The organism is Streptomyces sp. BoleA5, assembly GCF_000373665.1.
Lineage (GTDB): Bacteria > Actinomycetota > Actinomycetes > Streptomycetales > Streptomycetaceae > Actinacidiphila.
In genome coordinates this window covers 74,038-98,787 of the sequence record NZ_KB892114.1, presented here as the reverse complement: position 1 = coordinate 98,787, position 24,750 = coordinate 74,038, and the positions used below count along the sequence as shown (strand labels likewise).

Annotated in this window: 17 protein-coding genes and 1 pseudogene; 8 read left to right on the top strand and 10 right to left on the bottom strand. The window is 74.1% G+C overall.

Annotated features, from left to right (window positions below; translation table 11 throughout):
• Both B085_RS0126655 and B085_RS45880 read left to right on the top strand, forming a co-directional pair.
• Positions 1-289: pseudogene (locus B085_RS0126655) on the top strand (ABC transporter ATP-binding protein); the annotation flags it as partial.
• Between the two features lie 165 nt (positions 290-454).
• Positions 455-982, top strand: a complete 528-nt coding sequence (locus tag B085_RS45880; protein ID WP_018561667.1) for a hypothetical protein — start codon at positions 455-457, stop codon at positions 980-982.
• Between the two features lie 185 nt (positions 983-1,167).
• Here B085_RS45880 and B085_RS0126645 read toward each other — a convergent pair whose 3' ends face one another.
• Positions 1,168-2,751 (bottom strand): alkaline phosphatase D family protein, encoded by a 1,584-nt coding sequence (locus B085_RS0126645; RefSeq protein WP_018561666.1) that lies wholly within the window; start codon positions 2,749-2,751, stop codon positions 1,168-1,170.
• 306 nt (positions 2,752-3,057) lie between these two features.
• Between B085_RS0126645 and B085_RS0126640 the strand changes: the two genes are divergently transcribed.
• From B085_RS0126640 to B085_RS0126630, 3 genes are all read left to right on the top strand, one after another.
• Positions 3,058-4,896, top strand: coding sequence for an HSP90 family protein (locus tag B085_RS0126640; RefSeq protein ID WP_018561665.1), 1,839 nt, complete (start codon positions 3,058-3,060; stop codon positions 4,894-4,896).
• Positions 4,893-7,859: a hypothetical protein gene (locus B085_RS0126635; protein ID WP_018561664.1), complete on the top strand. Its 2,967-nt coding sequence runs from the start codon at positions 4,893-4,895 to the stop codon at positions 7,857-7,859. Before B085_RS0126640 ends, B085_RS0126635 begins: the two co-directional genes overlap by 4 nt.
• A gap of 99 nt (positions 7,860-7,958) precedes the next feature.
• On the top strand, positions 7,959-9,800 hold the full coding sequence (locus B085_RS0126630; protein WP_018561663.1) for a glycoside hydrolase family 15 protein: 1,842 nt from the start codon (positions 7,959-7,961) through the stop codon (positions 9,798-9,800).
• On the opposite strand, the gene B085_RS0126625 is transcribed toward B085_RS0126630, so the two are convergent.
• From B085_RS0126625 to B085_RS0126615, 3 genes are all read right to left on the bottom strand, one after another.
• Positions 9,797-10,525 carry a hypothetical protein gene (locus tag B085_RS0126625; protein WP_018561662.1) on the bottom strand — a complete coding sequence of 243 codons (729 nt, stop codon included), beginning with the start codon at positions 10,523-10,525 and terminating at the stop codon, positions 9,797-9,799. The genes B085_RS0126630 and B085_RS0126625 overlap by 4 nt on opposite strands.
• A 50-nt stretch (positions 10,526-10,575) precedes the next feature.
• Positions 10,576-11,799, bottom strand: a complete 1,224-nt coding sequence (locus B085_RS0126620) for an MFS transporter (RefSeq protein WP_018561661.1) — start codon at positions 11,797-11,799, stop codon at positions 10,576-10,578.
• Between the two features lie 431 nt (positions 11,800-12,230).
• Positions 12,231-13,682 carry an NCS2 family permease gene (locus B085_RS0126615; protein ID WP_018561660.1) on the bottom strand — a complete coding sequence of 484 codons (1,452 nt, stop codon included), beginning with the start codon at positions 13,680-13,682 and terminating at the stop codon, positions 12,231-12,233.
• 527 nt (positions 13,683-14,209) lie between these two features.
• On the opposite strand from B085_RS0126615, the gene B085_RS43835 reads away from it, so the two are divergent.
• A complete protein-coding gene (locus B085_RS43835; RefSeq protein ID WP_018561659.1) occupies positions 14,210-16,033 on the top strand; it encodes a tetratricopeptide repeat protein in 1,824 nt (607 codons plus the stop codon).
• A 211-nt stretch (positions 16,034-16,244) separates the two neighbouring features.
• Here the strand turns inward: B085_RS43835 and B085_RS0126605 are convergent, their stop codons facing one another.
• Positions 16,245-16,991, bottom strand: a complete 747-nt coding sequence (locus tag B085_RS0126605; protein ID WP_018561658.1) for an SDR family oxidoreductase — start codon at positions 16,989-16,991, stop codon at positions 16,245-16,247.
• A 250-nt stretch (positions 16,992-17,241) separates the two neighbouring features.
• Here B085_RS0126605 and B085_RS0126600 point away from each other — a divergent pair, with 250 nt between their 5' ends.
• Positions 17,242-18,006, top strand: coding sequence for a GntR family transcriptional regulator (locus B085_RS0126600; protein WP_018561657.1), 765 nt, complete (start codon positions 17,242-17,244; stop codon positions 18,004-18,006).
• Between the two features lie 28 nt (positions 18,007-18,034).
• On the opposite strand, the gene B085_RS0126595 is transcribed toward B085_RS0126600, so the two are convergent.
• Together B085_RS0126595 and B085_RS0126590 are read right to left on the bottom strand one after the other, a co-directional pair.
• Positions 18,035-19,657: an alpha/beta hydrolase gene (locus B085_RS0126595; protein ID WP_234018659.1), complete on the bottom strand. Its 1,623-nt coding sequence runs from the start codon at positions 19,655-19,657 to the stop codon at positions 18,035-18,037.
• 196 nt (positions 19,658-19,853) lie between these two features.
• Positions 19,854-21,011 carry an ROK family transcriptional regulator gene (locus tag B085_RS0126590; protein WP_018561655.1) on the bottom strand — a complete coding sequence of 386 codons (1,158 nt, stop codon included), beginning with the start codon at positions 21,009-21,011 and terminating at the stop codon, positions 19,854-19,856.
• A 128-nt stretch (positions 21,012-21,139) separates the two neighbouring features.
• Between B085_RS0126590 and B085_RS0126585 the strand changes: the two genes are divergently transcribed.
• A complete protein-coding gene (locus tag B085_RS0126585) occupies positions 21,140-21,586 on the top strand; it encodes a hypothetical protein (RefSeq protein WP_018561654.1) in 447 nt (148 codons plus the stop codon).
• Between the two features lie 164 nt (positions 21,587-21,750).
• Here the strand turns inward: B085_RS0126585 and mug are convergent, their stop codons facing one another.
• The 3 genes from mug to B085_RS0126570 form a co-directional block, all read right to left on the bottom strand.
• Complete coding sequence (gene mug, locus B085_RS0126580; protein WP_018561653.1) at positions 21,751-22,239, bottom strand: G/U mismatch-specific DNA glycosylase; 489 nt, start codon at positions 22,237-22,239, stop codon at positions 21,751-21,753.
• Positions 22,240-22,307: 68 nt separating this feature from the next.
• Positions 22,308-23,741, bottom strand: coding sequence for an adenylosuccinate lyase (gene purB, locus B085_RS0126575; RefSeq protein ID WP_018561652.1), 1,434 nt, complete (start codon positions 23,739-23,741; stop codon positions 22,308-22,310).
• Between the two features lie 211 nt (positions 23,742-23,952).
• A complete protein-coding gene (locus B085_RS0126570; RefSeq protein ID WP_018561651.1) occupies positions 23,953-24,723 on the bottom strand; it encodes an SGNH/GDSL hydrolase family protein in 771 nt (256 codons plus the stop codon).
• Positions 24,724-24,750: the final 27 nt, after the last annotated feature.

The window sequence follows — 24,750 nt, the reverse complement described above, 5'->3', positions numbered from 1 at the left end:
CGTCGTCACCCACGACCAGGCCGTCGCCACCGCGGTCGACCGCACCGTCGCCATCCGCGACGGCCGCACCGCCTCCGAAGTCGTCCGCCGCACCAGCGTCGACGACGAGGGCCGCACCACCGTCCACGCCAGCGAATACGCCACCGTCGACCGCTCCGGCCGCCTCCAACTCCCCCGCGACTACACCCACGCCCTCGACATCCGCAACCGCGTCATGCTCGAACTCGAACCCGACCACATCACCATCCGCCCCGACCAACCCGAACAGGACCGCCCGGAGAACGAGTGACCCCAAAGGCACGCCAACTCCTCAGGTCAGAGCCCGCATTGCGAGGACGACCTTGCGGGCGGGGGGAGTCGGCGTCTCACATCCGGTTCACACGGGGTTTGGTCGGATGGGACGACCGGGTCGGCTCCCGGCCCATCCGGATCCCATGGAAAGAGAGATGTATTGATGCGTACCTTGGTCAAGCGCACGCTCGGCACCTCCGCGGTGCTGGCCGCCGCCGCGGCGGCGGCCCTGGTCGGGAGCGTCGAGATCGGCAACGCCGCCGACGGTGCGGAGCACGAGTACACCTCCGTGTACAGCGGACCCTTCGACGTGGCCGGGTGGACGGACTACGCGCGGTGTCTGCGCGAGCACGGCGTCGACGCGAAGGACCCTGACCCGAAGCCGGAAGCGAACACCATGTTCGCGCGCATGGCGGACGGCAGCGCACTGCCGGTGACCGACCCCGCTTTCCAGACGTGCGAGCCGCGTGCGGGCAAGGGGAACACCGTGTCCTTGTACGTGAGCCCGCAGGACATGGAGAAGCACAGGGAGTTCTCGGCCTGCGTGCGTGAGAACGGACTGCCCGGCTACCCCGATCCCGACCCGCGGACCGCCCAGCTGCCGGACGGCACGTCCTTCACGAAGCAGCAGTTCCACGCGGCGGCGGAGGCCTGCCGGGGCCTCGCGCCGCAAGGCCCGGTCGGAGGGTGAGACTCCCCTCGCCACCGAGCGCGGGAGTCGCGCTCCGGTCGGTGCGCCCGCCGGAGCTCGTCACGCCCCTGCGCACAGGTGACGCGTAGCCGCCCTCGGCAGGCGGGCCGAGGACCGTCGACGACCGTGTCCCGCTGCCCGACGGCAGCGGGACACGGAAGCCCCGGAAGGCGGCGCGGCCTCCGCTACTGCCCGACCAGCCCCGCCCGCAGCACCTTCGTGAACAGCACCGTGCCGTCCTGCTCGCGCAGCCGCACCGTCATGTCGCCGGAGTGGCCGTCGATGTCGACCTGCCCGAAGAACTGGTAGCCCTCGGCGGGCGAGACGTTCGATGCCGTCGGCGCCTTCACGAAGACCCGCTCCGGACCGAAGGTGCCGTCCAGCGCGCTCGCCGGGAAGGCACCCGCGTTCAGCGGGCCCGACACGAACTCCCAGAACGGCGCGAAGTCCGTGAACGCCGCGCGCGAGGGCTGGTAGTGCTGCGCCGAGGTGTGGTGGACGTCGGCGGTCAGCCACACCGTGCCCGTGATCCCGCGGTGCTTGACGAACCGCAGCAGCTCGGCGATCTGCAGCTCGCGGCCGAGCGGGGCGCCCGGGTCGCCCTGCGCGACGGCCTCGATGTTCGGCTTCCCCTCCGTGGTGTCGGGAACCACCAGCCCGAGCGGCATGTCCGCGGCGATCACCTTCCACACCGCGCGCGAGCGCGACAGCTCCCGCTTCAGCCACTCCAGCTGCTCCCGGCCGAGGATGCCCTGCGCGTCGTGGGCCTGGTCGTCGGGGGAGTTGGCGTTGCGGTACGTGCGCATGTCGAGGACGAACACGTCCAGCAGCGGGCCCTGCCGCAGCACCCGGTAGACCCGCCCGGCGCCGTCCGGGCGCAGCGAGGAGACGGGGAAGTACTCGGCGAACGCCCGCCGCGCCCGGGTCGCGAGGACGTCCACGCTCTTCTCGGTGTAGCGCGGGTCCGAGGCGGCGATCACCTCGCCCGGGTACCAGTTGTTGCGGACCTCGTGGTCGTCCCACTGGATGACCGACGGCACCCGGGCGTTGAAGCGCCGCAGGGCCTCGTCGAGCAGGTTGTAGCGGAAGTTGCCGCGGAACTCGGCCAGGGTCTCGGCGACCTTGGACTTCTCCGCCGTGGTGATGTTGCGGTAGGCGCTGCCGTCGGGGAGCGCCTGGGTCGCCGCGATCGGGCCGTCGGCGTAGATGTTGTCGCCGCTGCACAGGAAGAAGTCCGGGTCCACCGCGCCCATGGCGTCGAAGATGCGGTAGCCGCCGATGTCGGGGTTGATGCCCCAGCCCTGCCCGGCCAGGTCGCCAGACCACACGAAGCGCACCCCGCCGCGCCGCGCGTCGGGCGCCGTACGGAAGGTGCCCGTGACCGGCTCGCCGGTGCGGCGAGGGTCGTCGGGGTCGGCCAGCAGCACCCGGTAGTGGATCTGCTCGCCCGCCGGCAGGCCGTGCAGCCGGGTGACCCCGGTGAAGTCGGAGCCGGGGCCGACCGCCGGGCCGTGGAAGCGCCGGGTGTGGCGGAACGACTCGGTGGCCGAGGTCTCCACCACCATCCGTGCCGGCCGGTCCGCGCGCACCCACACCAGACCGCCCGACGCCGTCACGTCGCCGGTCTGCACACCCGACGTCGCCGCGGGCCTGCCCGACAGGGCGAGCGCGGGCGCGGCGGCCGCCGGCACCAGCAGCGCCCCGGAGGCCGCGAGCCCGCCCCTCAGCACCGAGCGCCGCCCGACCGCGCTCCCGGATCCGTCCGTCATCCTGACCTCCCAAGTACCGTGCAGGTACGCCGATATGCGTCCGCCGATATGCGTCCGCCAGTGCGTCCGCCCCCGTTCCTACTCGCGCCGTGTTCCGTCGATCCGAACGCCCAGTGAACAACCGCACCGCGCCGCACGGCGGCGCCCATCCGCCCGCACTCCCCACCGGCCGCCCCGCGCGACGAAACCACCTGGTCACCGCGGGCTCCGCCGCCATACGATGGTCCGCAATCAGGCGGCCGCGATCACCCGATCGCCCTACCCGCGCCCCGTTCGCCCTCCCCGGAACGCACCGGCGCCCCCACGATGACTGCAGATCAGACACCGCACGCCTTCCAGGTCGACCTGCGTGGCCTGGTGGACCTCCTGTCCCACCACCTCTACTCCAGCCCCAGGGTCTACCTGCGGGAGCTGCTGCAGAACGGCGTCGACGCGATCACCGCCCGCCGGGCCGAACAGCCCGACGCCCCCGCCCGCGTGCGGCTGCACGCCGAGGGCGGACGGCTGCGCGTCGAGGACACCGGCGTCGGCCTCACCGAGTCCGACGTGCACGACCTGCTGGCCACCATCGGCCGCAGCTCCAAGCGCGACAGCCTGGAGAGCGCCCGCTCGGAGTTCCTCGGCCAGTTCGGCATCGGGCTGCTCGCCTGCTTCGTCGTCGCCGCGGAGATCCGCGTCGTCAGCCGGTCCGCCCGCACCCCGGACGTCCCGCCCGTCGAGTGGACCGCCCGGGACGACGGCTCGTACACCGTCCGCACGCTGCCCGCGCGGGACCACCCCGAGCCCGGTACGACCGTGCACCTGACCGCCCGGCCGGGCGCCGCGGAGTGGCTCGCCGAGGAGCGCGTGCTCGCCCTCGCCAAGGACTTCGGCTCCCTGCTGCCGTACGACGTGCGGGTCGGCGACACGCCCGTCACCGAACGCCCGCCGGTCTGGGAGCGCCCGCACCCCGGGCAGGCCGCCCGCCGGGTCGCGCTCGCCCGGCACTGCCACGAGCAGTTCGGCTTCACCCCGCTCGACGTCATCGACCTCGACGTCCCCCTCGCGGGCGTGCGCGGCGTCGGCTACGTCCTGCCGGCCGCGGTCAGCCCCGCCCAGCGCGCCGGGCACCGCGTCCATCTCAAGGGCATGCTGCTGACCGACCGGGCCGACGAACTCCTCCCGGAATGGGCCTTCTTCGTCCGCTGTGTGATCGACACCGACAGTCTGCGGCCCACCGCGTCCCGGGAGAGCCTGTACGCCGACGAGACGCTCGCCGCCGTCCGCGAGGCGCTCGGCGAACGCATCCGCGGCTGGCTGACCGAACTCGCCGCGGGCGACCGGGAACGGCTCGCCCAGTTCCTCGCCGTCCACCACCTCGGCGTCAAGTCGCTCGCCCGGCACGACGCCGGGATGCTCCGGACGATGCTGCCGTGGCTGCCGTTCGAGACCACCGACGGGCAGCTCTCGCTCGAGGAGTTCGCCCGCCGCCACCCCGTCGTCCACTTCACCCGCACCGTCGAGGAGTACCGCCAGGTCGCGGCCATCGCCTCCGCGCAGGGCATCGGGGTCGTCAACGGCGGCTACACCTACGACGCGGACCTGGTCGAGCTGCTGCCCGCCGTGCGCCCGGGCACCGCCGTCGCCGAACTCGACGCGGACACCGTCACCGCGCACCTCGACGCCGTCGATCCCGCCGAGGAACTCGCCCTGTCCGGCTTCCTCGCCGCGGCCCGCGCCAGGCTCGACCCGCTCGGCTGCGACGTGTCGCTGCGCACCTTCCACCCGGTCACCGTCCCCGCGCTCCACCTGGACGACCGGGCCGCCCGCCACGAGCGCGCCCGCGCCGAGGAGGAGGAGCAGGCCGACGAGCTGTGGGCGGGCATCCTCGGCTCGCTGCGCGGCGGCACCCCGCGCGCCCGGCTCGTGCTGAACCACCTCAACCCGCTGGTCCGGCGGATCAGCGGCTTCACCGACCCCGAACTCGTCGGCACCGCCGCCGAGGCGCTGTACGGCCAGGCCCTGCTGATGGCCCAGCGCCCGCTGCGCCCGGCCGACTCCGCGCTCCTCAACCGCGCCTTCCTCGGTCTGCTGCAGTGGGCGGCGCGGACCCCGGACGGCCCCGCGGGCAGGCCCGGCGACGCCGATCAGGAGGACGGCCGATGAGCAACCAGCAGCCGACCGCCGAGACGATACGCCGCGCCCTGCGGCAGAACCGGGACGAGCCCGAGGGCCGCGCCCGCAACGCCGTCGCGGAGCGGCTCGTCGCCGAGGCCGAGGCCACCGGGGACACCCCGCTCCTCCTGCAAGCCCTGTTCAACCTCGTCAACGCCTATGCGTACAGCAGCGAGCGGGACAAGTTCTTCGTGCCGTTCGCCCGCCTGCTGCGCATGTGGGACGAGCGGCCCGGCGACTTCGACGGCGAGAGCGCCCACCACCTGCACTGGATCTTCAAGTGGGTGGCCGGCAACATGCTCGACCAGCCGGGTATCCCGCTCGCCTCCATCGAGAAGTGGCAGCGTGAGATGGAGCACCGCTACCGCCTCGCCGGCCACTCCGAACGCGCCGTCCATCAGGGCGAGTTCCGTATCGCCCGGCACCTCGGCGACACCGCCCGCGCCGAGGCCGCCCACGCCGCGTGGCTGGCCGCCGACCGCGACGCCATGGCCGACTGCCACGCCTGCGAACTCCACGGCCAGGGCAGCTGGCAGGTCGACCGCGGCCGCGACGAGGAGGCGCTGCGCACCTGGGAGCCCGTCCTCGCCGGGCAGTACACCTGCGCCCACGAACCGCACAATGTGCTGGCGTCCTCGCTGCTGCCGCTGGTCCGGCTCGGCCGGCTCGACGAGGCACGCGCCCACCACCTGCGCGGCTACCGCCTGGTGCGGCCGATGGAGAGCATGCGCGGCGCCGTCGCGGGCCACGTCGAGTTCTGCGCGCTGACCGGCAACGAGGCACGCGCCCTGGAGATCCTCGCCGAACACCCCGCGTACTTCACCGACACCGGCGACCCCGACACGCTCATGGACCACCTCGCCGTCACCGGTCTGCTGATGCGCCGCCTCGTCGCCCTCGGCCATGGCGACCGGAGCGTTCCCGGACCCGCCGGCACCGACTGGACCGCCCGCGCACTGCTCGCCCACGCCGAACGCGAGGCCGCGGCCGTCTCCGCGCGCTTCGACGCCCGCAACGGCAACGACGCCGTCAGCCGCCGCCTGCGCGAGCGCCTCGCCGCCGGGCCCCTCGTGGAGCGGCTCCCGCTGGGCGTCCGGGCCCGGCAGCGCCTGACCGCGCCCGCCGCCCCCGCGCAGCCCGCGCCCGCGGCAGCCGCCGTGCCCGCGGACCGCGAGGACGTCGGCGCGCTGCTGGCCGAGGCCCGCGCGCTGAGCGACGCCCAGCACCCCGACGCGGGCGCCGCCTGGGCCGCCGCGGGCCGGGCCGCGGAACGCACCGGCACCGCCCTGGGCGACCCGGACCGCGCCGAGATCGCCGACCACGCCGGCATCGCCGCCTTCACCGACCCCGGCACCGCCGTCCCGCTCTTCGACACCGCCGCGGAACTGTACGAGGCGGCCGGGAAGCCGGGCGAGGCCGCCGCCTGCCGCGTCCGCGCCGCCTACGCGAAGGCCCTCGCGGAGCGGACCGGCCGGGCCTCCGCCGCGCTCGACGCCGCCCTCGACGCACTGCGGGAACTGCACGACGCGGGCCGGGCCACCGCCCGCCAGCTGACCGGCGCCTGGCTGGCCAGGCTCGAGGTCGGCCCGCCCGGCGCCGGGGACGAGGCGGAGCTGCTGCGGATCATCGCCTTCGCCGAGGAGCACCGCGACGAGGAGAGGATGGCGGGCCGGCTCGCCGACGCGATCACTCTGCACGCCCGCCACACCGCCGCCCGCGGCGACGTCGGGGCCTGCGCCGGGCTCTTCGCACGGGCCGCCCGCCTCCACCACGAGGCCGGGACCCCCTGGTACGCCGCCGAACCCGAGGCGCTGCTCGCCGACCTTTCCCTCCAGCGGGACGACCACGCGACCGCGGAGGAGTCCGCCCGGGCCGCGCTGGAGCACGGCGCCACCGCCCTGGGCCCGGTGCACCGCGCCCACCTGCACACCGTGCTGGCCGCCGCACTCGCCGCCCGCGGCGCCGACGCCGAGGCCGCCGACCACGCCCTGGAGGGCGCCCACTGGGCCGACGAGGGCGACATGTCGGAGGAGCTCGGCGCCTGGGCGCGACTCGTCCTCGGCGGGGCGCTGCTGCGCGAGGGCAGGGCCGCGGAGTCCGCCACCGTCCTGGAGACGGCCCTGCCCGACCTGGTGCGCGCCCACCACGACGGGCGGGTCGTCCAGGCCCGCTGGTGGCTGGGCGAGGCACTGCGTGACCTGGACGAGCCGCGCGCCGCGGCCGAGCAGTTCCTGCTCGCCGCCGAGATCGCACAGGACTGGGAGGAGCAGCAGGACCACGCCGTCCTGGCGAACCTGGCCGCCGACTCCCTGGAACGGGCCGGCCTGGCCGGTGAGGCCGCACAGGCGTACTGCCGCGCCGGTGAGCTCTGGCGCGCCATGGAGCGTCCCGTCCCGCTCGTGCGCACCCTGCGCGCCCGGGCCTGGCTCACCCTCCATGACGGCCAGGGGGGCCTCGCCGAGGGCCGTGCCGCGATGGCCGAGGCCGCCGCGGTCGCCGAGGAGGCACTGGCCGCGGCGACGGCGGCCGGAGACGGGGCGGCCGCCGCCCATCTGCGCGCCGAACTGGCGGGGACCCACCGGCAGACCGGTGAGCTGATCGTCCGCTCGTGCCCGGGCGAGCCCGGCGAGGACGACACGGACGGCTCGGCCCGCGCCGCGTACGAGGAGGGCCTGGCCTGCGCCGAACGCGCGATCACAATCTTCGGCCCGGGTCCCGCGCGCAGTGCGGCCCAGCTCATGGCCGCCTGGCTCGAGGCCGACCTGGGACGGCACGCCGCGGCGGCGGAGCGGGCCCGGGCGGTGATCGCCGAGTACCACGGACAGGACGAGGGCGGCGACGAGGGCGGGGACGCCGGGGTCGCCGCGCAGCGGCTTGCCGAGGCCCGTTCCGTCCTCGAATACGCCGGTGAGCGGCCCGCCGGACCGGAGAGGGCAGAGGCCGGGGAGGCGTAGGCCCGGCGGGCGGCACGCTCCCGACCGAGAAGAAGGAGGACATGGAGGGTTAGTCTGAATGGTGGCTTTTGCCGTTTCCTGGCATGTGAGGAGGCCACCGTGACAGCCGAAGCCCTCCGGTCCGATTTCGCGCCGGCCGACGGCCGGTACCTGCCGATCGCCGCCCACGGGCTCATCGGCGACCTGCGCAGCGCGGCGCTGGTCGGCACGAACGGCACCATCGACTGGTACTGCTCGGGGCGCTTCGACGCCCCCAGCATCTTCGCCTCCATCCTCGACGCCGACCGGGGAGGCAGCTTCGAGCTGGCCGCGGACGTGCCCGCGCGCACCAAGCAGTTCTACTTCCCCGACACCAATGTGCTGATCACCCGGTTCTTCGCCGAGGACGGCATGGGCGAGGTGCAGGACTTCATGCCGGTCGTGGACGAGTCCCACGAGGCCGAACGGCACCGGCTGATCCGCCGCGTGGTCTGCGTGCGCGGCGTACTGCCGTTCCGGATGCGGGTGGCCCCGCGCTTCGACTACGGCACCGCGGCGCACACCGTGCACATGAACGGCATGCAGGCGCTGTTCGCCACCCCGGCCCAGACCATCGCCCTGACCTGCTCGGTGCCGCTGGAGAACGACGGCCGGGACGTGTGGGCCGAGTTCAAGCTCTCCGAGGGCGAGGCCGCCGTCTTCGCCCTGGACCAGGTCGGCGACGGCGTCGGCCCGCGCGGCTGCCCGCTGACCGAGGCGGAGGACCAGTTCGAGAAGACCGTGCGCTACTGGCGGCACTGGCTCTCCCAGTCGAAGTACCGGGGCCGCTGGCGCGAGATGGTGCACCGGTCCGCGCTGACGCTGAAGCTCCTCACCTACGCGCCGACCGGCGCCATCATCGCCGCGCCCACCACCAGCCTCCCCGAGCGCATCGGCGGCGAGCGCAACTGGGACTACCGCTACGTCTGGATCCGCGACGCCGCCTTCTGCGTCTACGCGCTGCTCAGGCTGGGCTTCACCGACGAGGCCGAGTCCTTCATGAACTTCCTGTCGGATCGCGTCTGCACGGGAGGACCGCGTTGCTCCGCCGGTCCGCTGCAGATCATGTACGGCATCGACGGCCGCTCGGAACTCCCCGAACGGGAGCTGGGCCACCTGGAGGGCTACGCGGGTTCCGCGCCCGTACGGGTGGGCAACAACGCCGTCCACCAGCTCCAGCTGGACATCTACGGCGAGCTCATCGACTCCCTCTACCTGTACGACAAGTGGGGCAAGCCGATCTCCAGCGGCCACTGGGACACCGTCTGCGAACTCGTGGACTGGGTCTGCGACAACTGGGACCAGCCCGACGAGGGCATCTGGGAGACCCGCGGCGGCCGCAAGAACTTCCTGTACTCCCGCGTGATGTGCTGGGTGGCGATCGAGCGCGGCATCCGGATGGCGAACCACCGCGGCCTGCCCGCCAACCGCGAGCGCTGGTACGGCGCCCGCGACGACCTCTACCGGCGGATCATGCGGAACGGCTGGTCGCAGGAACGGGGCGCGTTCACCCAGAGCGAGGGCGAGGACGTACTGGACGCGTCGGTGCTGATGATGCCGCTGTCCAAGTTCATCTCCCCGACCGACCCCAAGTGGCTCTCGACACTCGACGCCCTCGGCAAGGACCTGGTCTCCGACTCCCTGGTGTACCGCTATGACCCGCTGGCGAGCCCGGACGGCGTCCCCGGCGACGAGGGCACCTTCTCCATCTGCTCCTTCTGGTACGTCGAGGCCCTCACCCGCGCCGGGCGCAAGGACGAGGCGCGCCTGGCCTTCGAGAAGATGATCACCTACGGCAACCACCTGGGCCTGTACGCCGAGGAGATCGACCGCGCCGGGGAGCAGCGCGGCAACTTCCCGCAGGCCTTCACACACCTGGCCCTGATCAGCGCCGCCTTCAACCTGGACCGGGCGCTCGGCTAGCGGGCGCCCGTGGCGTGGCGGATCCAGACGTTGGGCTCGACGTACACGGCGTGGTCGTGCGCGGTGTCGCAGTGCACCGGAACCAGCGCCCCGGGTACCTCGACGGCGCCGTCCTGGGCCAGCGTCCCGCTGACCGTCATCGAGGCCGGCGCCACCTTCACGACGACACCGCCCGCTCTGACGTGCACGCGCAGCCACGGGTCCTCGGGGAGCCCGTCCTCGCGCAGCAGTCCGGCGTAGTCCGTCATGGGGAGCCGCGGCCTCAGGTGCTTGGCCGTGGGACGGACCGGGGCGAGCAGCGCCTCGTGGCCCAGGTCCCGCGCCGCGTCGCGCAGCGCGGCCACCATGCGGTGCGACAGGCCGCGCCCCAGGTACCCGGTGTCGACGGTGATCTCCAGTGCGCTGGCGGCCGTCGCCGGACGCCCGTCGCGCAGGTCGGTGTACGCCCACACCAGCACGCGGTCCCAGCCCTGGTCCGGAGTCTCCTCGCGCCCCTCGGCGGTGGCGTCGAACGGGACGGCGAAGCCGCGCGCCACGACCCGGTCGCCGTCGGTCGCGACGACGCAGTACCGCGGGAAGTCCTCGGCCACCCGGTGCAACAGGGCGCCGGCGACCGGGTCCTGGGGGACGAAGGCCGGCCAGTTCTCGGATATCTCCCAGAGCCGCGGGATGAGCGCGGGGCGCTCGGCGAGCGGGGTGACGAGGATGGTCCCGGTGTCGTTCACGAGGTGGCACCCTGCCAGACGCGCCCCCGCCGCCGCATCCGGAATTCCGCTCAGGCCGCCCGGCCGACGTCCGCGCGGGCCACGACCGCGGCGGCGGCGCGGCGGCCGACCGCCACGGCGCCCCGGCCCCAGCCGCGGGAACCCGCGCCGCGGGCCACCGCGGTGAGCGGTACGGCGGCGAGCAGGAGCAGGCAGCCCAGGACCGCGCCCATCGCCGGGAAGCCCAGCCGCGCGCACAGCAGCGCGCCGGTCAGCGGTCCGCACGCCACCCCGAGCGAGGAAGCGGAACCGGCGTACACCGCCCAGCGGCCCCGCGGGTCGAGGGCGGCGGCCAGCCCGATCAGATACGAGAGCACCACCGGGTAGACGGTGTTCCACAGCACCTCGCCCACCGCGAACGCGACCGGGCCGCGGGCGGAGGCGCCGACCGCCACGCACACGGCGATCACCACCGTGCCCGCCCCGACGGGCACCGCGCGCCCGAGGCGCGCACCGAGGGCTCCCGCGGCCACGACGCCGAGCAGTCCGCCCCCGAGGGCGACCGCGAACACCATGCCGACCGCGGCCTCCGACAGGCCGACGCGGTCCAGCCCGATGCGGCCGCTCACCCCCCAAAGCGCGTTCTGCGCCAGCGACCAGCACAGCATCGACACGGCGAGCACGGCCCCGGCGCCCAGGTGCGGCAGCGGCAGCCCGGCCGGTGGCGCGGCGGCCGTGGAGTGCGGGCGGGGCAGCGTCGGCAGCCGCCGGGTCAGCGGAAGCACGAGCAGGGCCGTCGCGGCGATGGCCGCCAACGGCAGGGCGTGGCCCCCGCCCAGCCGCGGCAGCACGAGGTAGAGCGTTCCGGCCGTCGCCGAGGTGGCCAGCAGCGCGAGCACCGTGACCCGGTGGGGCTCCCGTTCACCGGATATGCCGACGGCGGCGACGGCCGTCGAGGTGCCCGAGCCGAACCCGCCCGCCACGCAGCCGAGGACGACCAGGGGCACATGGCCGGTGGCCGCGGCCGTCGTGAAGCCGCCCGCGATCAACAGCAGCCCGTATCGCGCCAGCCGCGCGCGGCCGATCCGGTCGACGCGCGAGGCCAGCGTGAACCCCGCGCAGGCCGAGCCGAGCAGCAGCGCGCTGCCCACCGCGCCGGCCTGGGAACCGCTCAGACCGAGACCGGCGGTGAGGCGGCCGACGACGGTCGGCATCAGGTACGGGGCGAGGTAGCCGGCGCAGAAGAGGGCGACGAGCGGCAGCAGGGCGCGCGAGGGCGCGGTCCGCGAAGACATGGGCGTTCCTGGGTGAGGGACGGCCGAAGCACGGCGAGCAGGTGGGGGAGTCGTGCGACCGTCGACGGACAGGAACGCGCGAACCATATGTATCAAGCAACCAGGCGTGCCGATAAGGGGGTGCCCCCGGCTCAAACCCAGCGTTGCCGAATCGAGATAAAACGCTCGCGCGAAGCACACGTACCCAGGTGCCGGGCCCGGCGGCCGTGCGGACACCCGCCGGGGCGCCGCCCGGCGTGGCCGTGCGCCACATCACACCGGGGGGTCCGGAACGGGCGGGAACTCCCTCCCCGCGCCCGTAGTTCGACAGGTACGGGCCGGGGGCGGAACGCCGGCTCGGCCAGCGGCCCCGACCGGGGGCCCCCGTCCCGGTCGGGGTCTGCATCGTGAGGCCGCGGGAGGCCGTAGCGGCCCCCGCGGCCCGCCGATGTCTACTTGACCCCGAGCAGCTGCTCGATCGGGTCGATCGCGAAATAGACGACGAACAGCGCCGACACCGCCCACAGCAGCCAGTGCACCTGACGGGCCTTGCCCAGCACGGCCTTGAGCAGCACGAAGGCGACGAAGCCGGCGCCGATGCCGTTGGTGATCGAGTAGGTGAAGGGCATCACGGCGATCGTCAGGAACGCGGGGACGGCGATCTCGAATTCGTCCCAGCCGATGTTCTTGACCTGGGTCATCATCAGGAAGCCGACCGCGACCAGGGCCGGAGCCGCGGCCTGCAGCGGCACGATCGTCAGCAGCGGGCTCAGGAAGAGGGCCACCGCGAACAGGCCGCCGGTGACCAGGTTGGCGAAGCCCGTACGGGCACCTTCGCCGACGCCGGCCGCCGACTCGATGTAGGCGGTGTTCGACGACGAGGAGGCGGCGCCGCCCGCGACCGCCGCGGCACCGTCGATGAGCAGCACCCGGCCCAGGTTCGGGACCTTGCCCTCCTCGTCCAGCAGACCCGCCTCGGCCGTGATGCCGACGACCGTGCCCATGGTGTCGAAGAAGTCCGACAGGATCAGGGTGAAGACCAGCATCACGACCGTGATGAAGCTGACCTCGGCGAAGGCGCCGAAGAGGCTGAAGTGCCCCAGCAGCCCGAAGTCCGGTGCGGCGAAAACGTCGGCGGGCACCTTGGGCGTGGTCAGGCCCCAGCTCTTCACGTCCGCGACGGCGTCGACCACGATGGCCAGCACCGTCATGGCGACGATGCTGATCAGGATCGCGCCCTTCACCTTCCGGGCCAGCAGGGCGATGGTGAGCAGCACGCCCAGGCAGAAGACCAGCACCGGCCAGCCCGACAACGCCCCGCTCCCGCCCAGTTGCACGGGGACCGTGGTGTTCGCGGCGTCCGGGATGCGGCTGACGAAGCCGGCGTCCACGAAGCCGATGAAGGCGATGAACAGGCCGATGCCCACGCTGATCGCCTGTTTCAGCGGCTGCGGTATCGCGTGCATCACCGCTTCGCGGAGCCCGGTGACCACCAGGACGCAGATGACCAGGCCCTCGATGACGATCAGGCCCATCGCGTCGTCCCAGCTCATCATGGGCGCGATCTGGAAGGCGACGACCGCGTTGAGGCCGAGGCCCGCGGCGATGGCCAGCGGCAGGTTGCCGCCGACGCCCATGATGATGGTCATGACGGCCGCCACCAGCGCGGTGGCGGTGACCAGTTGACCGGTCGATAGGGCGTGTCCGAACTTGTCCTTCGCGCTTCCCAGGATGATCGGGTTCAGCACGAGGATGTACGCCATCGTAAAGAAGGTGGCGAAACCGCCGCGGACTTCGCGGCCGAAGGTCGACCCGCGCTCCCCGATGCGGAAGTAGCGGTCCAGTGCGTTCTGCGGTGGTGGTGGCGCAGAGCCCTTCGCCACGTCGGTGGCCTGAGCGGACATGGTGCTCCTCGGGGTTGGTGCAGCAACCGGCAACCTGCTGCAGGCTGGAGGGATTGTGTACGCCGGAGAGCCCGCTCGGGTTTTGAATCCGTTTCCTTGTGTTAACGAATCGGCAGCGCACGGGGCGGGCCGGCGGTGGTGCCGGTGCGAGGTCCGGCTGTCCCGCCGTCCCGCGCCCCTTCGGGCGCAAGGACGCGGGCTGCGGACGGGAGGCTGGGCGCGGCCCTCGTCGGTGGTGTGCGGGCTGCTTCAGGGCCGGGGTTCAGGCTCCGGAGCGGTGTTCGCCCTTTCGGTGGCGCCGGTCTCGTCGCCGTCCGCGCGTACAGCCGGCCGATGACCACGCCCACCCTCCGTGGGTGGCGCGCTCGCCGTAACCGGCGTCTGCGGGTGCGGGATGCAAAGTAATGCGAGGGTCGAGATGTCCGGCCGGCCGGACACCGCCCCGCGCGCGGCCTCGGGTTCAGCGGCGTCGGTTAGGGTGCCCCGGGGGCAGGAGCGCCGGGAGCGGTTCGAGGTGGGGAGCGGCTGTGCACGATCATCCGGAGGGTCACGAGAGCGGGGCGCGGCTGGAGGCGGAGGGCGAAGTGGCCACCGCGCGCATCGCGCTGGCCGGGGGCGACCTCGGGCACGCCGCCCGGCACCTGGAGGACGCGCTGGCGCGCGACCCGGGACTCCCCGAGATCCACGAGGCACTGGCCGAGTTCGCCGCCCGCGTCGGGGGAGCGGAGGCGGCGCTGGCGTACTTCGCCCCCGAGGAGCGGGCGTTCATCGGCACCGTGGCGGCGCGCGGCCACCTCTGCGCCGTCGCGGGCCACTGGGACGAGGCCGTCGGCCTGCTCGCCCAGTGCGCCGGGTACGAACCGCAGCGGCCCTGGCTTGACGTGGCGTGGTTGTGCCGCCCCGACATCGCGGAGCTCGTCCCGCCGGACACCGTGGCCCGCGCGGCGGCGCGCGTCGCGCCGCAACTGCCCGACCCCGTCGACGAGGAGCGGCGCGGCCCGCTGGTGCCGCTGCTCGACCTGGTCCGCGCGAGCGTCGCCCGCCATCCCGACCACACGATGCTGCTGTGGTGCGGTTCCACCCTCGCCCGCCGCATGGGCGGCACCGAGGAGGCGGTGGGCTGGGCGCGGCGCTCGTACGAACTCGAACCCTCCCACCCCGCCGCGGTGATGCTCGGCTACGCGCTGCGCAGCGCCGGCCGTTCCGAGGAGGCGCTGGAGGTCTGGCGGCGCGAGGTCGCCCGCGACCCCTCCGACCTCGATCTGTACGTCGACATCGCCGAACTGCTGGACGGCCTCGGCCGTCCCGCCGAGGGCGTGGCGTGGGCCGAGCGGGCGCTGGCGGCCGACCCCTCGCACCCGAAGGCGGCCCCCGCGGTGCACGCGCTGCGCCACGCCACCGAGCCGGACCTGCGGCATCTGGTCGCCCTCGCCGACCACCTGCGGGCCGAGCCCGGGCATGGCTACGCCGCGGACCTGCTGGCCCGGCTGAGTCAGGGCACGCCGTGGCTCAACTGGATACCCGGCGGCAACGAGGCCGTCGTCAGCCTGCTGCACCAAGCGCTCGGGCAGTCCGTGCCGGGCGACGCCGGGCTGACGCTGACGATCTCCGCGCTGGAGCCGCCGAGCGCGCTGCTCGCGCTCCGCTCCGCCTACCCGAACGCGGTGACCGAGATCCAGTCCGTGCCCGAGCCGGACCCGCGGATCCCGCCGCGCCCCGTGGAGGTCGCGCTGTGGGCCTACGAGGGCACGACCGCGCGGCCCGCCGTGCGACCGCCGTCCCCGGAGGCGGCCGAAGCGGTGCGCCGGCTGGCGTGGCACGGCTGGCCGTACCTGGTCGCCGCCTACGACGACGCGGTGGCGCTCTCCGCGCTGGACCCCGAGGACCTGCTGGGTGTGCTCGTCCATCCGCCGGCCCCGCGCGAGGACGAGATGGGCCGCGCGCTCGCCGCCCAGGCCCCCGACCTGTGGATCCGCTGCGTGCAGGTGTGGGCGTGCCTGGGTCTGGCCCACCACCGCGCGGACGAGCCCTGGGCCGACTCCCGGCGCCGCGCGCTCCTCGTGGACGTGCTGAACAACGCCGAGGACTGGGTGTGCGAGGCGGCTGCGCTCGCCATCGTCGCGACCGCCTGGACCGACCCCGCCGTGCGCAAGGACGCGGCCGAACTCGTCGGGCGCCGCCTGCTGGACGCCCTGGAGGCGAGGCGGACCCGGGTCGTCCCCCTGACCTGGTCGCTGTGCCATCTGGCCCTGGCCACACCGGAGCTGATCCCGCAGGTCGCCGCGCTCGCCACCGACATACTGCGCATGATCGACACGGAGGACGACGAGGAGGCCGCCGCCTCGCGGTAGCCGTAGCCCGCCGCGGGGCCAGGCCTTGTCGTCGGATGAGCTCCCCCGGCTACCGCTGGGAGGGGCCCCCAGATGCGGTCCATCGCAAGGCGGAGGATCGTCCTCGTAGGGGGCTGCTCGGACGATGCGACGACGCAGCGTGGGGGCACCTCCCGGCGTCACCTTGGGGAGTGCCGTGCCAGGTGTCGCTGAACAGGTTCGACGACGCGGCCTAGAGGCCGCCGGAGACGCGCAGCACCGCGCCCGTGGTGTACGACGCGTCCGGCGACATCAGCCACGCCACCGCGCCGGCGACCTCGTCGGGCTCTCCGGGCCGCCGCATGGGCACGCGGTCCGCGTTGCGCCAGGGCCGTTCGGGGTCGCCCATGGCGGCGTGGATGTCGGTCACGATCATGCCGGGCTGCACGGAGTTGACGCGTACGCCGTCCGGCGCCAGCTCCTTGGCGAGGCCCACGGTCAGGGCGTCGACCGCGGCCTTGCTGGCGGCGTAGTGCACGTACTCCCCGGGGCCGCCGAGGGTCGCGGCGCCGGAGGAGATGTTGACGATGGCGCCGCCCCGGCCGCCGTGCCGGGTGGACATCTCCAGCGCCGCGCGCCGGGCGCACAGGATCGCGCCCATCACGTTGACGTCGATCACCCGGCGCATGACCTCGACCGGGGTCTCGGTGAACCGCCCCAGCGGCCCGGTGACGCCGGCGTTGTTGACCAGGCCCGTGACCGCGCCGAGCCGCTCGACCACCGTGTCGAAGAGCGCGTCCACCTGCGCGGCGTCGCTGGTGTCGACACGCACCACGAGGCAGCGGGCGCCGGTGTCCCGCACCTTGCGGGCGGTGTCCTCGGCGGCGTCGGAGTCCTTCTCGTAGCCGATGCCGACGGCGTGCCCCTCGCGGGCCAGCCGCAGGGCGACCGCCGCGCCGATGCCGCGGCCGCCTCCGGTGACCACCGTGACCGGACCCATGGCAGCTCCCCTCGCTCGACGTGATCACCAACGCTACCAGCGGCCGAACGGCGCACGACGGGCGCGAACACCTCGTGAACGGTGCGCGGTCCTGCCGTCCGCACGCGGCCGGGCCCCTGAGCATTGGTCTTGACCAACTCGGAGGGCGGCTCTATCGTCGCCTGGTAGTGCAAGAACCTTTAATAAAGAGCCGTTCGGAAACAAGGCTGAACAAACCCCGGACGGCGTCAGGCGGATTGCGGAGGACAGGGTGGGGACCACGCAGCTCGAGAACGTGCCGGAGCCCAAGTACTGGCACCTCAAGACCGTCCTCATCGACGCGCTCGACTCCGAGTTCGAGGTCGGTGAGATCCTCCCCAACGAGCGTGATCTCGCCGCCCGTTTCGGTGTCGCCCGGGCGACCCTGCGCCAGGCGCTGGAGCAGCTGGAGCTCGAGGGCCGCCTGCAGCGCCGCCGCGGCGTCGGCACCACGGTCGCCCCGCCGCGTGTGGGCGTCTCCGTCGGCCCGTCGAGGGGAAGCTGGCCCGGCGCGACCGGTGACGCCTGGCGCACCGTGGGCTGCGTCGAGGCCGCCGCCCCTGCCGCCGTCGCGGACGTGCTCGGCACCGACACCGACGAGGCGGTGCACACCGTCCGCCGGGTGCGCTCGATGGGCGGCCAGTCCGTCGCCACCGAGCTGCTCTACGTCCCCCGGTCCTCCGTTCCCGGCCTTCCCCGCGACCTGACTCCGGCCGGCCACGCCCCCGCCGTCCTGCGGGAGTTGCACGCCGTCGAACTCGACGGCGACGACCGGGCCGTGGAGCTGGGCTCGGCCCGCGCCGAGGACGCCAAGCAGCTCGACCGGCTGCCCGGCGCCCCCGTGCTGGTCGTCACCACCCGCTACTTCAGCGGCGGACGCGTCGCGGCCGTGGCCGTCGCCACGTACCGCGCCGACACCTGCCGGCTGACCTTCGGCGACAGCGGCGCGATGGAGATCACCCACCACGGCCAGGAGCGGCACGCGGCCGCGTCGTGACCCCCGCGCGCTCGCCCGTCCCGTCCGGTCAGTAGAAGCGGCCCGTGTTGGCGTCCTTGGCGCCGCCGCTGCCGGACGGCACGGGCAGCGGGTGCCCGGAGCAGCTGACGTCCCGGTCACCGGCGGCGCCGGACACCAGGTAGCGGTCGACGCGTGCGGTGACGCACTCGTTCCAGAAGCTGATCAGGCCGTGCGAGCCCCGTCCCGCCTCGGTGATCATCCGTGAACCCGGCAGCCTGCGGTGCAGCTCGACCGCGCCCTCGTACGGGGTGGCCGCGTCCCGTTCCGACTGGACGATCAGCACGGGCGGCAGCCCCGATCCGGGGCGGGCCCCGACGTCCACCGCCCGCCCGCCCTCGACCGGCCACGAGGCGCAGGGCAGGTTGAGCCAGGCGTTCGCCCAGGTCTCGAAGGGGTGCTGCCGGGCGACCCGTGAGTTGTCCCGGTCCCACACGTTCCAGTCGCGCGGCCACGCCGCGTCCGAGCACTCCACCGCCAGGTAGACCGCCTCGCTGTTCTCCTCGTCCTTCGCCGCCCCGGGGTCGGGGGCGGCCGCGGCGATCAGCGGGTCGTCGTCCCCGCGCAGGTAGCGCGAGAGCAGATGGGCGAAGGAGACCCACCGCTGGTCGTAGTACGCGGCCTGCACCGCCGCCGAGTGCAGTTCCCCGGCCCCCACCTTGCCGGCGGGGCGCTTGCCGAGCATCCGCATCGCCCGGTCGAAGCTCGCCTGCACACGGCCGGGCGTGCTGCCGAGGCCGTACACGGCGTCGTGCCCGGCGACCCAGGCGCGCCAGTCCGCCCAGCGGCGCTCGAAGGCCACGTCCTGGGCGAGGTTGGCGCCGTACCAGACGCCGCTCGGGTCGGGGTTGACGACGCTGTCCACGACCATGCGGCGCACGTGCGAGGGGAAGAGGGTGGCGTACACCGCGCCCAGGTAGGTGCCGTAGGAGACGCCGTAGTAGTTGAGACGCGGCTCGCCGAGGGCGGCGCGGATGACGTCGAGGTCCCGCGCCAGGTCCGCGGTGCGCATGTTCCGCAGCAGCGCGCCGCCCCGCGCTCCGCAGCTCTCCGCCTTGCGCCGGGCCTCCGCGCGCTTGGCGGCCTTCACCGCGGCGGTGGCCGGGCGCGGGTCGGCGGTGGGGGCGTGCCGGGTGGCCGCCGGGTCCGGGCAGGACAGCGGCGCGGAGTGGCCCACCCCGCGCGGGTCGAAGCCCACCAGGTCGTACGTCCTGGCCGCGGTCTCCCAGACCTTGCGGGTGACCGCCCCCGCCCCGGACCGGCCCACCGAGGGGAACCAGAGCCCCGACGCACCGGGGCCGCCCGGGTTGAACACCAGGGAGCCCTGCCGGACCGAGGCGGGGCCGGCGGCGCGCAGGCGGCTCACGAGCAGGCCGATCTTCGCGCCGCCCGGTTCCGCGTAGTCCACGGGGACCTGGACCGTGCCGCACTGCACGGGCGCCTTGAGCCCGCTGTCCGAGGGGCACGCCCCGAAGCTGATCCCGGCGGCCCCGGCCGCCCGGGCCGCCACCGAGGCACCCGCCATCCGCACCTGTTCGGCGACCACGGGCTCCGGGAAGTGCGCGGCGGCCGGGGCGGTCGCCGCGCCGGCCGTCAGCACCACGGACACTGCCAGGACCACTGCTCGCCGCACGCGGACGCCCTTTCGCCGGCCGCGCCCGCCGGCGCGGCACGCTCGCCGATGCGACGGATCGTCGGCTGGTCGGACAACCCGGCAAAGCAGGCAGGCCGACGGGCCGTGGAATTTCGCCCGTATTGCCCTGGCCGGGTCCGGTGGTTCCGCCGTCCCGGGCTCCGCCGCTTCGGTCCGCGCTCGCGCCGCGCGCGGCTCAGCGGCCGAGCAGCGAGGCCCGGGCCACCGCGAACAGCTGTTCCTCGACGTGGTCGAGCGCGAGCCGCAGCGCCCCCGTGGCGACCGCCTCGTGCCCCAGCGCCGAGAGCGCCACCTCCGGGGGCCGCAGGCAGTAGCGCGCCAACTCGGTGCGCAGCGGCTCCAGTACGCCGTCCAGTCCGGCCGCCCAGCCGCCGATCACCACCAGCTCCGGGTCGATCGCCAGCACCAGCGCCGCCACGTCGTGCACCAGGCGCTGCAGGAACCGGTCGAAGGCCTCCCGCGCCTGGACGTCCCCCGACCTGGCGAGCGCGAAGACCTCGGCCACCGCGGACTCGTCCAGCGGGTGCAGCGGCGTGCCCGTCGTGGACAGCAGCCGCTCCGGCCGCGCCTCACGGCCCAGCAGGTGCAGCGCCCCGATCTCGCCGGCGGCCCCGCCGAAGCCGCGGTGCAGCCGGCCCCCGATCAGCGACCCGGCCCCGGGGCTGAGGCCCGCCAGGACGAACACCACGTCGTCGGTGCCGACGGCCGCGCCCTTCCAGTGCTCGGCGACGGCGGCGGCGTTCGCGTCGTTCTCCACCAGCACGGGGCAGCGGAACGACCGGCGCAACCGCTCGCCCAGCGGCAGCCCCGTCCAGCCGGGCAGTGCCGTGCTCAGCCGCACCGCGCCGTCGGTCTCCACGATCCCCGGGCTGCCCACACCGACCGCCCACAGGGTGCTGCGGGCCACGCCGGCCTTGCGCAGCAACTCGGCGACGGTGCCGCGGACCCGCTCCAGGCGCTCTTCGGCCGGCAGCGCGTCGGCGACGTCGTGCGCCAGCGACCCGAGGACCCGGCCGCTCAGGTCCGAGAGCAGCGCCCGGATCTGCCGGGCCCCGATCTCGACGCCCAGCAGGTGCCCCGCCTCCGCGTGGAAGCGGAACCTGCGCGCCGGACGGCCCTGTCTGCGGGCGTCACCGGGCTCCTGCGGCACCTCCACCACCAGGCCCGACTCCGCCAGGCCCTCGATCACGCCCTCGACGGTCGGCCGCGAAAGCCCCGTCGTCTGCACCAGTTCGGTCAGGCTCACGGCGGACTCGCCGCGCAGCGCATGGAGCACCACCGCGGAATTGATCCGCCGGAGCAGGGACGGGTCCCCGCCGGTGAGCCGCCCCAACGTACGTCCTCCCTGCTCGCGCGCGTGTTGGCCGGATCGTACCCGTCCCGGCGGCCCGCGGCGAGTGGCACCGGCACAGGGTTACTGACTCGATGTCAAGTGTCACAGGCGCGGGGTTTACTGGAGTCATGGACCTGCCCGGCCATGTGGCCACCGTCGACGCGCTGCGCGCCCGCCCCTTCCCGGCGCGCGAAGAGCGCTCCGGCGCGGTCGAAAGCGGCCCCGGCTACCACATGGCGGCCCTCCGGATCAGCGAGGACTTCTGGGACGCCGACGGTGACCCGGCGGACAGACGGCAGGCCGAGGACGACACGGAAGCCGAGTGCCAGGCGCTGGTCGAGGTGTTCACCGAACGCTGGGGCGCCCCGGAGACGGTGGACCTCGCCGCCCACCTCGAACGTCTCGTCGAGGGGGAGCCGGTGCCGCGCCCGCTCAGCACCCTGTGCAACTACGCCCACGTGGCGTGGGCCTGGCGCGTCGACGGCCGCTGGGTCGGCGTGTGCGTCGGGCAGTGGGACCGGGAACTGCCCCTCCAGCTCGTCGCCGCCGTCGGCGACGCCGCGGCCGTGCCCTGACCACGTCGCACCCCTCCAGGCCCCCGCGCGCCCTGCTCGCGCCGCACCCCGGTCCGCTGGTGCCCGAGGGCACGGTGTGAGGCGCCGTCCCGCGGCTGCTTCCGTCCAGGACCGAGGGCCGTCGGAGGTTCGCAGGTCATCCGGGACCGAGCGCCCTCGCCGCGTCAATCCTGCGACGCGTCGCGCAGGCGACCGAATTCCTCCGTCATGGCCTGGGTCGACCAACCGGCGTTCAGGCCGCTGGGGTTGGGCAGGACCCAGATGCGGGTGCCGCCGATCGTGCGTTCCTGGGGGCCGATGCGGGCGCGGGGCTCGGCGAAGGCGACGCGGTAGGCGGTGACGCCCACGACGGCCAGCCGGCGCGGCTCGTACCGGAGCACCCGCTCCGTCAGCAGTCGCCCGCCCTCGAGGAGTTCGTCGCGGGTGAGTTCGTCGGCGCGGGCCGAAGCGCGGGCGACGACGTTGGTGATCCCGAGCCCGGAGGCGAGGAGTTCGCCCTGTTCGGCCGGGTCGAGCCGGCGCGGGGTGAACCCGCTGGCGTGCAGCACGGGCCAGAAGCGGTTGCCCGGGCGGGCGAAGTGGTGACCGGTCGCGGCCGACATCAGCCCGGGGTTGATGCCGCAGAACAGCACCCGCAGGCCGTCCGCGATCACGTCGGGGATGACGCGGTCGCGGGCGGCCTCCAGCTCGTCCTGGGTGGGGCGGGTCCGCCTGACCGTGGTCAGAGGATGGCCCCGGGGGTGTAGGTGGCCGCCTGCGGGTACCGGCCGGCGACCTCGGCGATGCGGCGTACGACCTCGGCGACCTGGTCCGCGGCCGCGCCGGTGAAGGAGAGGCGGTCGGCCATGAGCGCGTCCAGCCCGCCGCGGTCGAGGGGGATGCGCTCGTCCTCGGCGAGCCGGTCCAGCAGCTCGTTGCGCTCGGCGCCCTTCTCGCGCATCGCGAGCGCGGAGGCGACCGCGTGCTCCTTGATGACCTCGTGCGCGAGCTCGCGGCCGACGCCGGCCCGCACGGCGCCCATGAGGACCTTCGTCGTGGCGAGGAACGGCAGGTAGCGGTCGAGCTCGCGGGCGATGACGGCCGGGAAGGCGCCGAACTCGTCGAGCACTGTCAGGAAGGTCTCCAGCAGGCCGTCGAAGGCGAAGAACGCGTCCGGCAGGGCCACCCGGCGCACCACGGAGCAGGAGACGTCGCCCTCGTTCCACTGGTCGCCGGCCAGCTCGCCCACCATGGAGGCGTAGCCGCGCAGGATGACCGCCAGGCCGTTGACGCGCTCGCAGGAGCGGGTGTTCATCTTGTGCGGCATGGCGGAGGAGCCGACCTGGCCGGGCTTGAAGCCCTCGGTGACCAGCTCGTGCCCGGCCATCAGGCGGATCGTCTTGGCGAGCGACGACGGCGCGGCGGCCAGCTGCACCAGCGCGGTGACGGCGTCGTAGTCCAGCGAGCGCGGGTAGACCTGGCCGACGGAGGTGAAGACCTCGGAGAAGCCGAGGTGCGCCGCGATCCGGCGCTCCAGCTCGGCGAGCTTGCCGGCGTCGCCGCCGAGCAGGTCGAGCATGTCCTGCGCGGTGCCGACCGGGCCCTTGATGCCGCGCAGCGGGTAGCGGCCGAGGAGGTCCTCGACGCGGGCGAAGGCGACGAGCAGTTCGTCGGCCGTGGTCGCGAACCGCTTGCCGAGGGTCGTGGTCTGGGCGGCCACGTTGTGCGAGCGGCCGGCCATGACCAGCTCGGCGTACTCGGCGGCGAGGCTGCCGAGCCGGGACAGGACGGCGACGGTGCGGTCGCGCACATGCTCCAGGGAGAGCCGGATCTGCAGCTGCTCGACGTTCTCGGTGAGGTCGCGCGAGGTCATGCCCTTGTGGACGTGCTCGTGCCCGGCGAGGGCGTTGAACTCCTCGATGCGCGCCTTGACGTCGTGCCGGGTGACCTTCTCCCGCTCGGCGATCGACGCGAGGTCGACCTGCTCCAGCACGCGCTCGTAGTCCGCGAGGGCCTGGTCCGGCACCTCGATCCCGAGGTCCTTCTGGGCCCGCAGCACGGCCAGCCACAGACGGCGCTCCAGCACCACCTTCTGCTCGGGGGACCACAGGGTGGCGAGTTCCGCGGAGGCGTAGCGGCCGGCCAGGACGTTGGGGATGCGGGGCTTGGAAGTCACGTAGCGAAAGTTTACCCGCCGCCCATGGCGGTCGCCGCCGTCCTATACGTCCGAGAATGCCCAGGTCAGAGGCTCCGGGACGCTGATCGGCTGCGGTATGCCCGGACGCCGGTGTCATGCCCTGGGCCGTTCACGTGGGCGGGTGGGTGCGGGTTCGCCTCGCACCCACCCAGGCGGGCGCGAGACGGCGGGACAGCCGGACGGCCCGCGCTCAGAGCTCGTACGGCACGAGCTCCGCGCGCTTGGGCGGCAGGCCGTCGCCGGAGGAGCGGCCGGTGAGGCGGCGGCCGATCCACGGGACGAGGTGCTGGCGGGTGAAGCGCAGGTCGGCCGCGCGGCGGGCCGGCCATGACAGGGGGAGGGAGTCGGGCAGGGCCTCGGTCCAGTCGAACTGCGCGGTGTGCCCGAGGGTCTGCCAGACCGCCTCGGTGACCCGGCGGTGGCCCTCGCCGTCGAGGTGCAGGCGGTCCTCGGCCCACAGGCGCGGGTCGCCCAGCACATGGGCGCCGTACAGATCCACCACGAGCGCGCCGTGCCGGGCGGCCAGGTCGTCGACGAAGCCGTACAGCTGCTCCATGCGGGGCAGGAACCGCGTCGCCACCGGGCCCCGGCGGGCCGGGCTGCGCATCAGCACCAGCTGCCTGCACGACGGCGCCAGCCGTTCCACGGCCTCCTCCAGCAGCGCGCACACCCTGGGCACGTCGCACTTGGGCCGCAGCACGTCGTTGAGCCCGCCCACCAGGGTGATCAGGTCGGCGTCCATGGAGGCCGCGGTCTCGACCTGCTCGTCGACGATCTGCTGGATGAGCTTGCCGCGTACCGCCAGGTTGGCGTAGCGGAAGCCCGGCGCGTGGGCGGCCAGCCGTCCGGCGAGGAGGTCGGCCCAGCCCCGGTAGGAGCCGTCGGGGAGCGCGTCGGACATGCCTTCGGTGAAGGAGTCGCCGAGCGCGACGAAGCTGGTGTGGGTGGCGTTCATCTGCATGGCGGGCGAGATCCTACCGGCCCCGCG

What these genes read in the sequence shown, in the direction of transcription:
- B085_RS0126635 (WP_018561664.1), top strand. Translation starts at nt 4,893, where the DNA reads ATGAGCAACCAGCAGCCGACCGCCGAGACGATACGCCGCGCCCTGCGG.
- B085_RS0126620 (WP_018561661.1), bottom strand. Translation starts at nt 11,799, where the DNA reads ATGTCTTCGCGGACCGCGCCCTCGCGCGCCCTGCTGCCGCTCGTCGCC.
- B085_RS0126585 (WP_018561654.1), top strand. Translation starts at nt 21,140, where the DNA reads ATGGACCTGCCCGGCCATGTGGCCACCGTCGACGCGCTGCGCGCCCGC.
- B085_RS0126645 (WP_018561666.1), bottom strand. Translation starts at nt 2,751, where the DNA reads ATGACGGACGGATCCGGGAGCGCGGTCGGGCGGCGCTCGGTGCTGAGG.
- B085_RS0126605 (WP_018561658.1), bottom strand. Translation starts at nt 16,991, where the DNA reads ATGGGTCCGGTCACGGTGGTCACCGGAGGCGGCCGCGGCATCGGCGCG.
- B085_RS45880 (WP_018561667.1), top strand. Translation starts at nt 455, where the DNA reads ATGCGTACCTTGGTCAAGCGCACGCTCGGCACCTCCGCGGTGCTGGCC.
- B085_RS0126615 (WP_018561660.1), bottom strand. Translation starts at nt 13,682, where the DNA reads ATGTCCGCTCAGGCCACCGACGTGGCGAAGGGCTCTGCGCCACCACCA.
- B085_RS0126640 (WP_018561665.1), top strand. Translation starts at nt 3,058, where the DNA reads ATGACTGCAGATCAGACACCGCACGCCTTCCAGGTCGACCTGCGTGGC.
- B085_RS0126570 (WP_018561651.1), bottom strand. Translation starts at nt 24,723, where the DNA reads ATGCAGATGAACGCCACCCACACCAGCTTCGTCGCGCTCGGCGACTCC.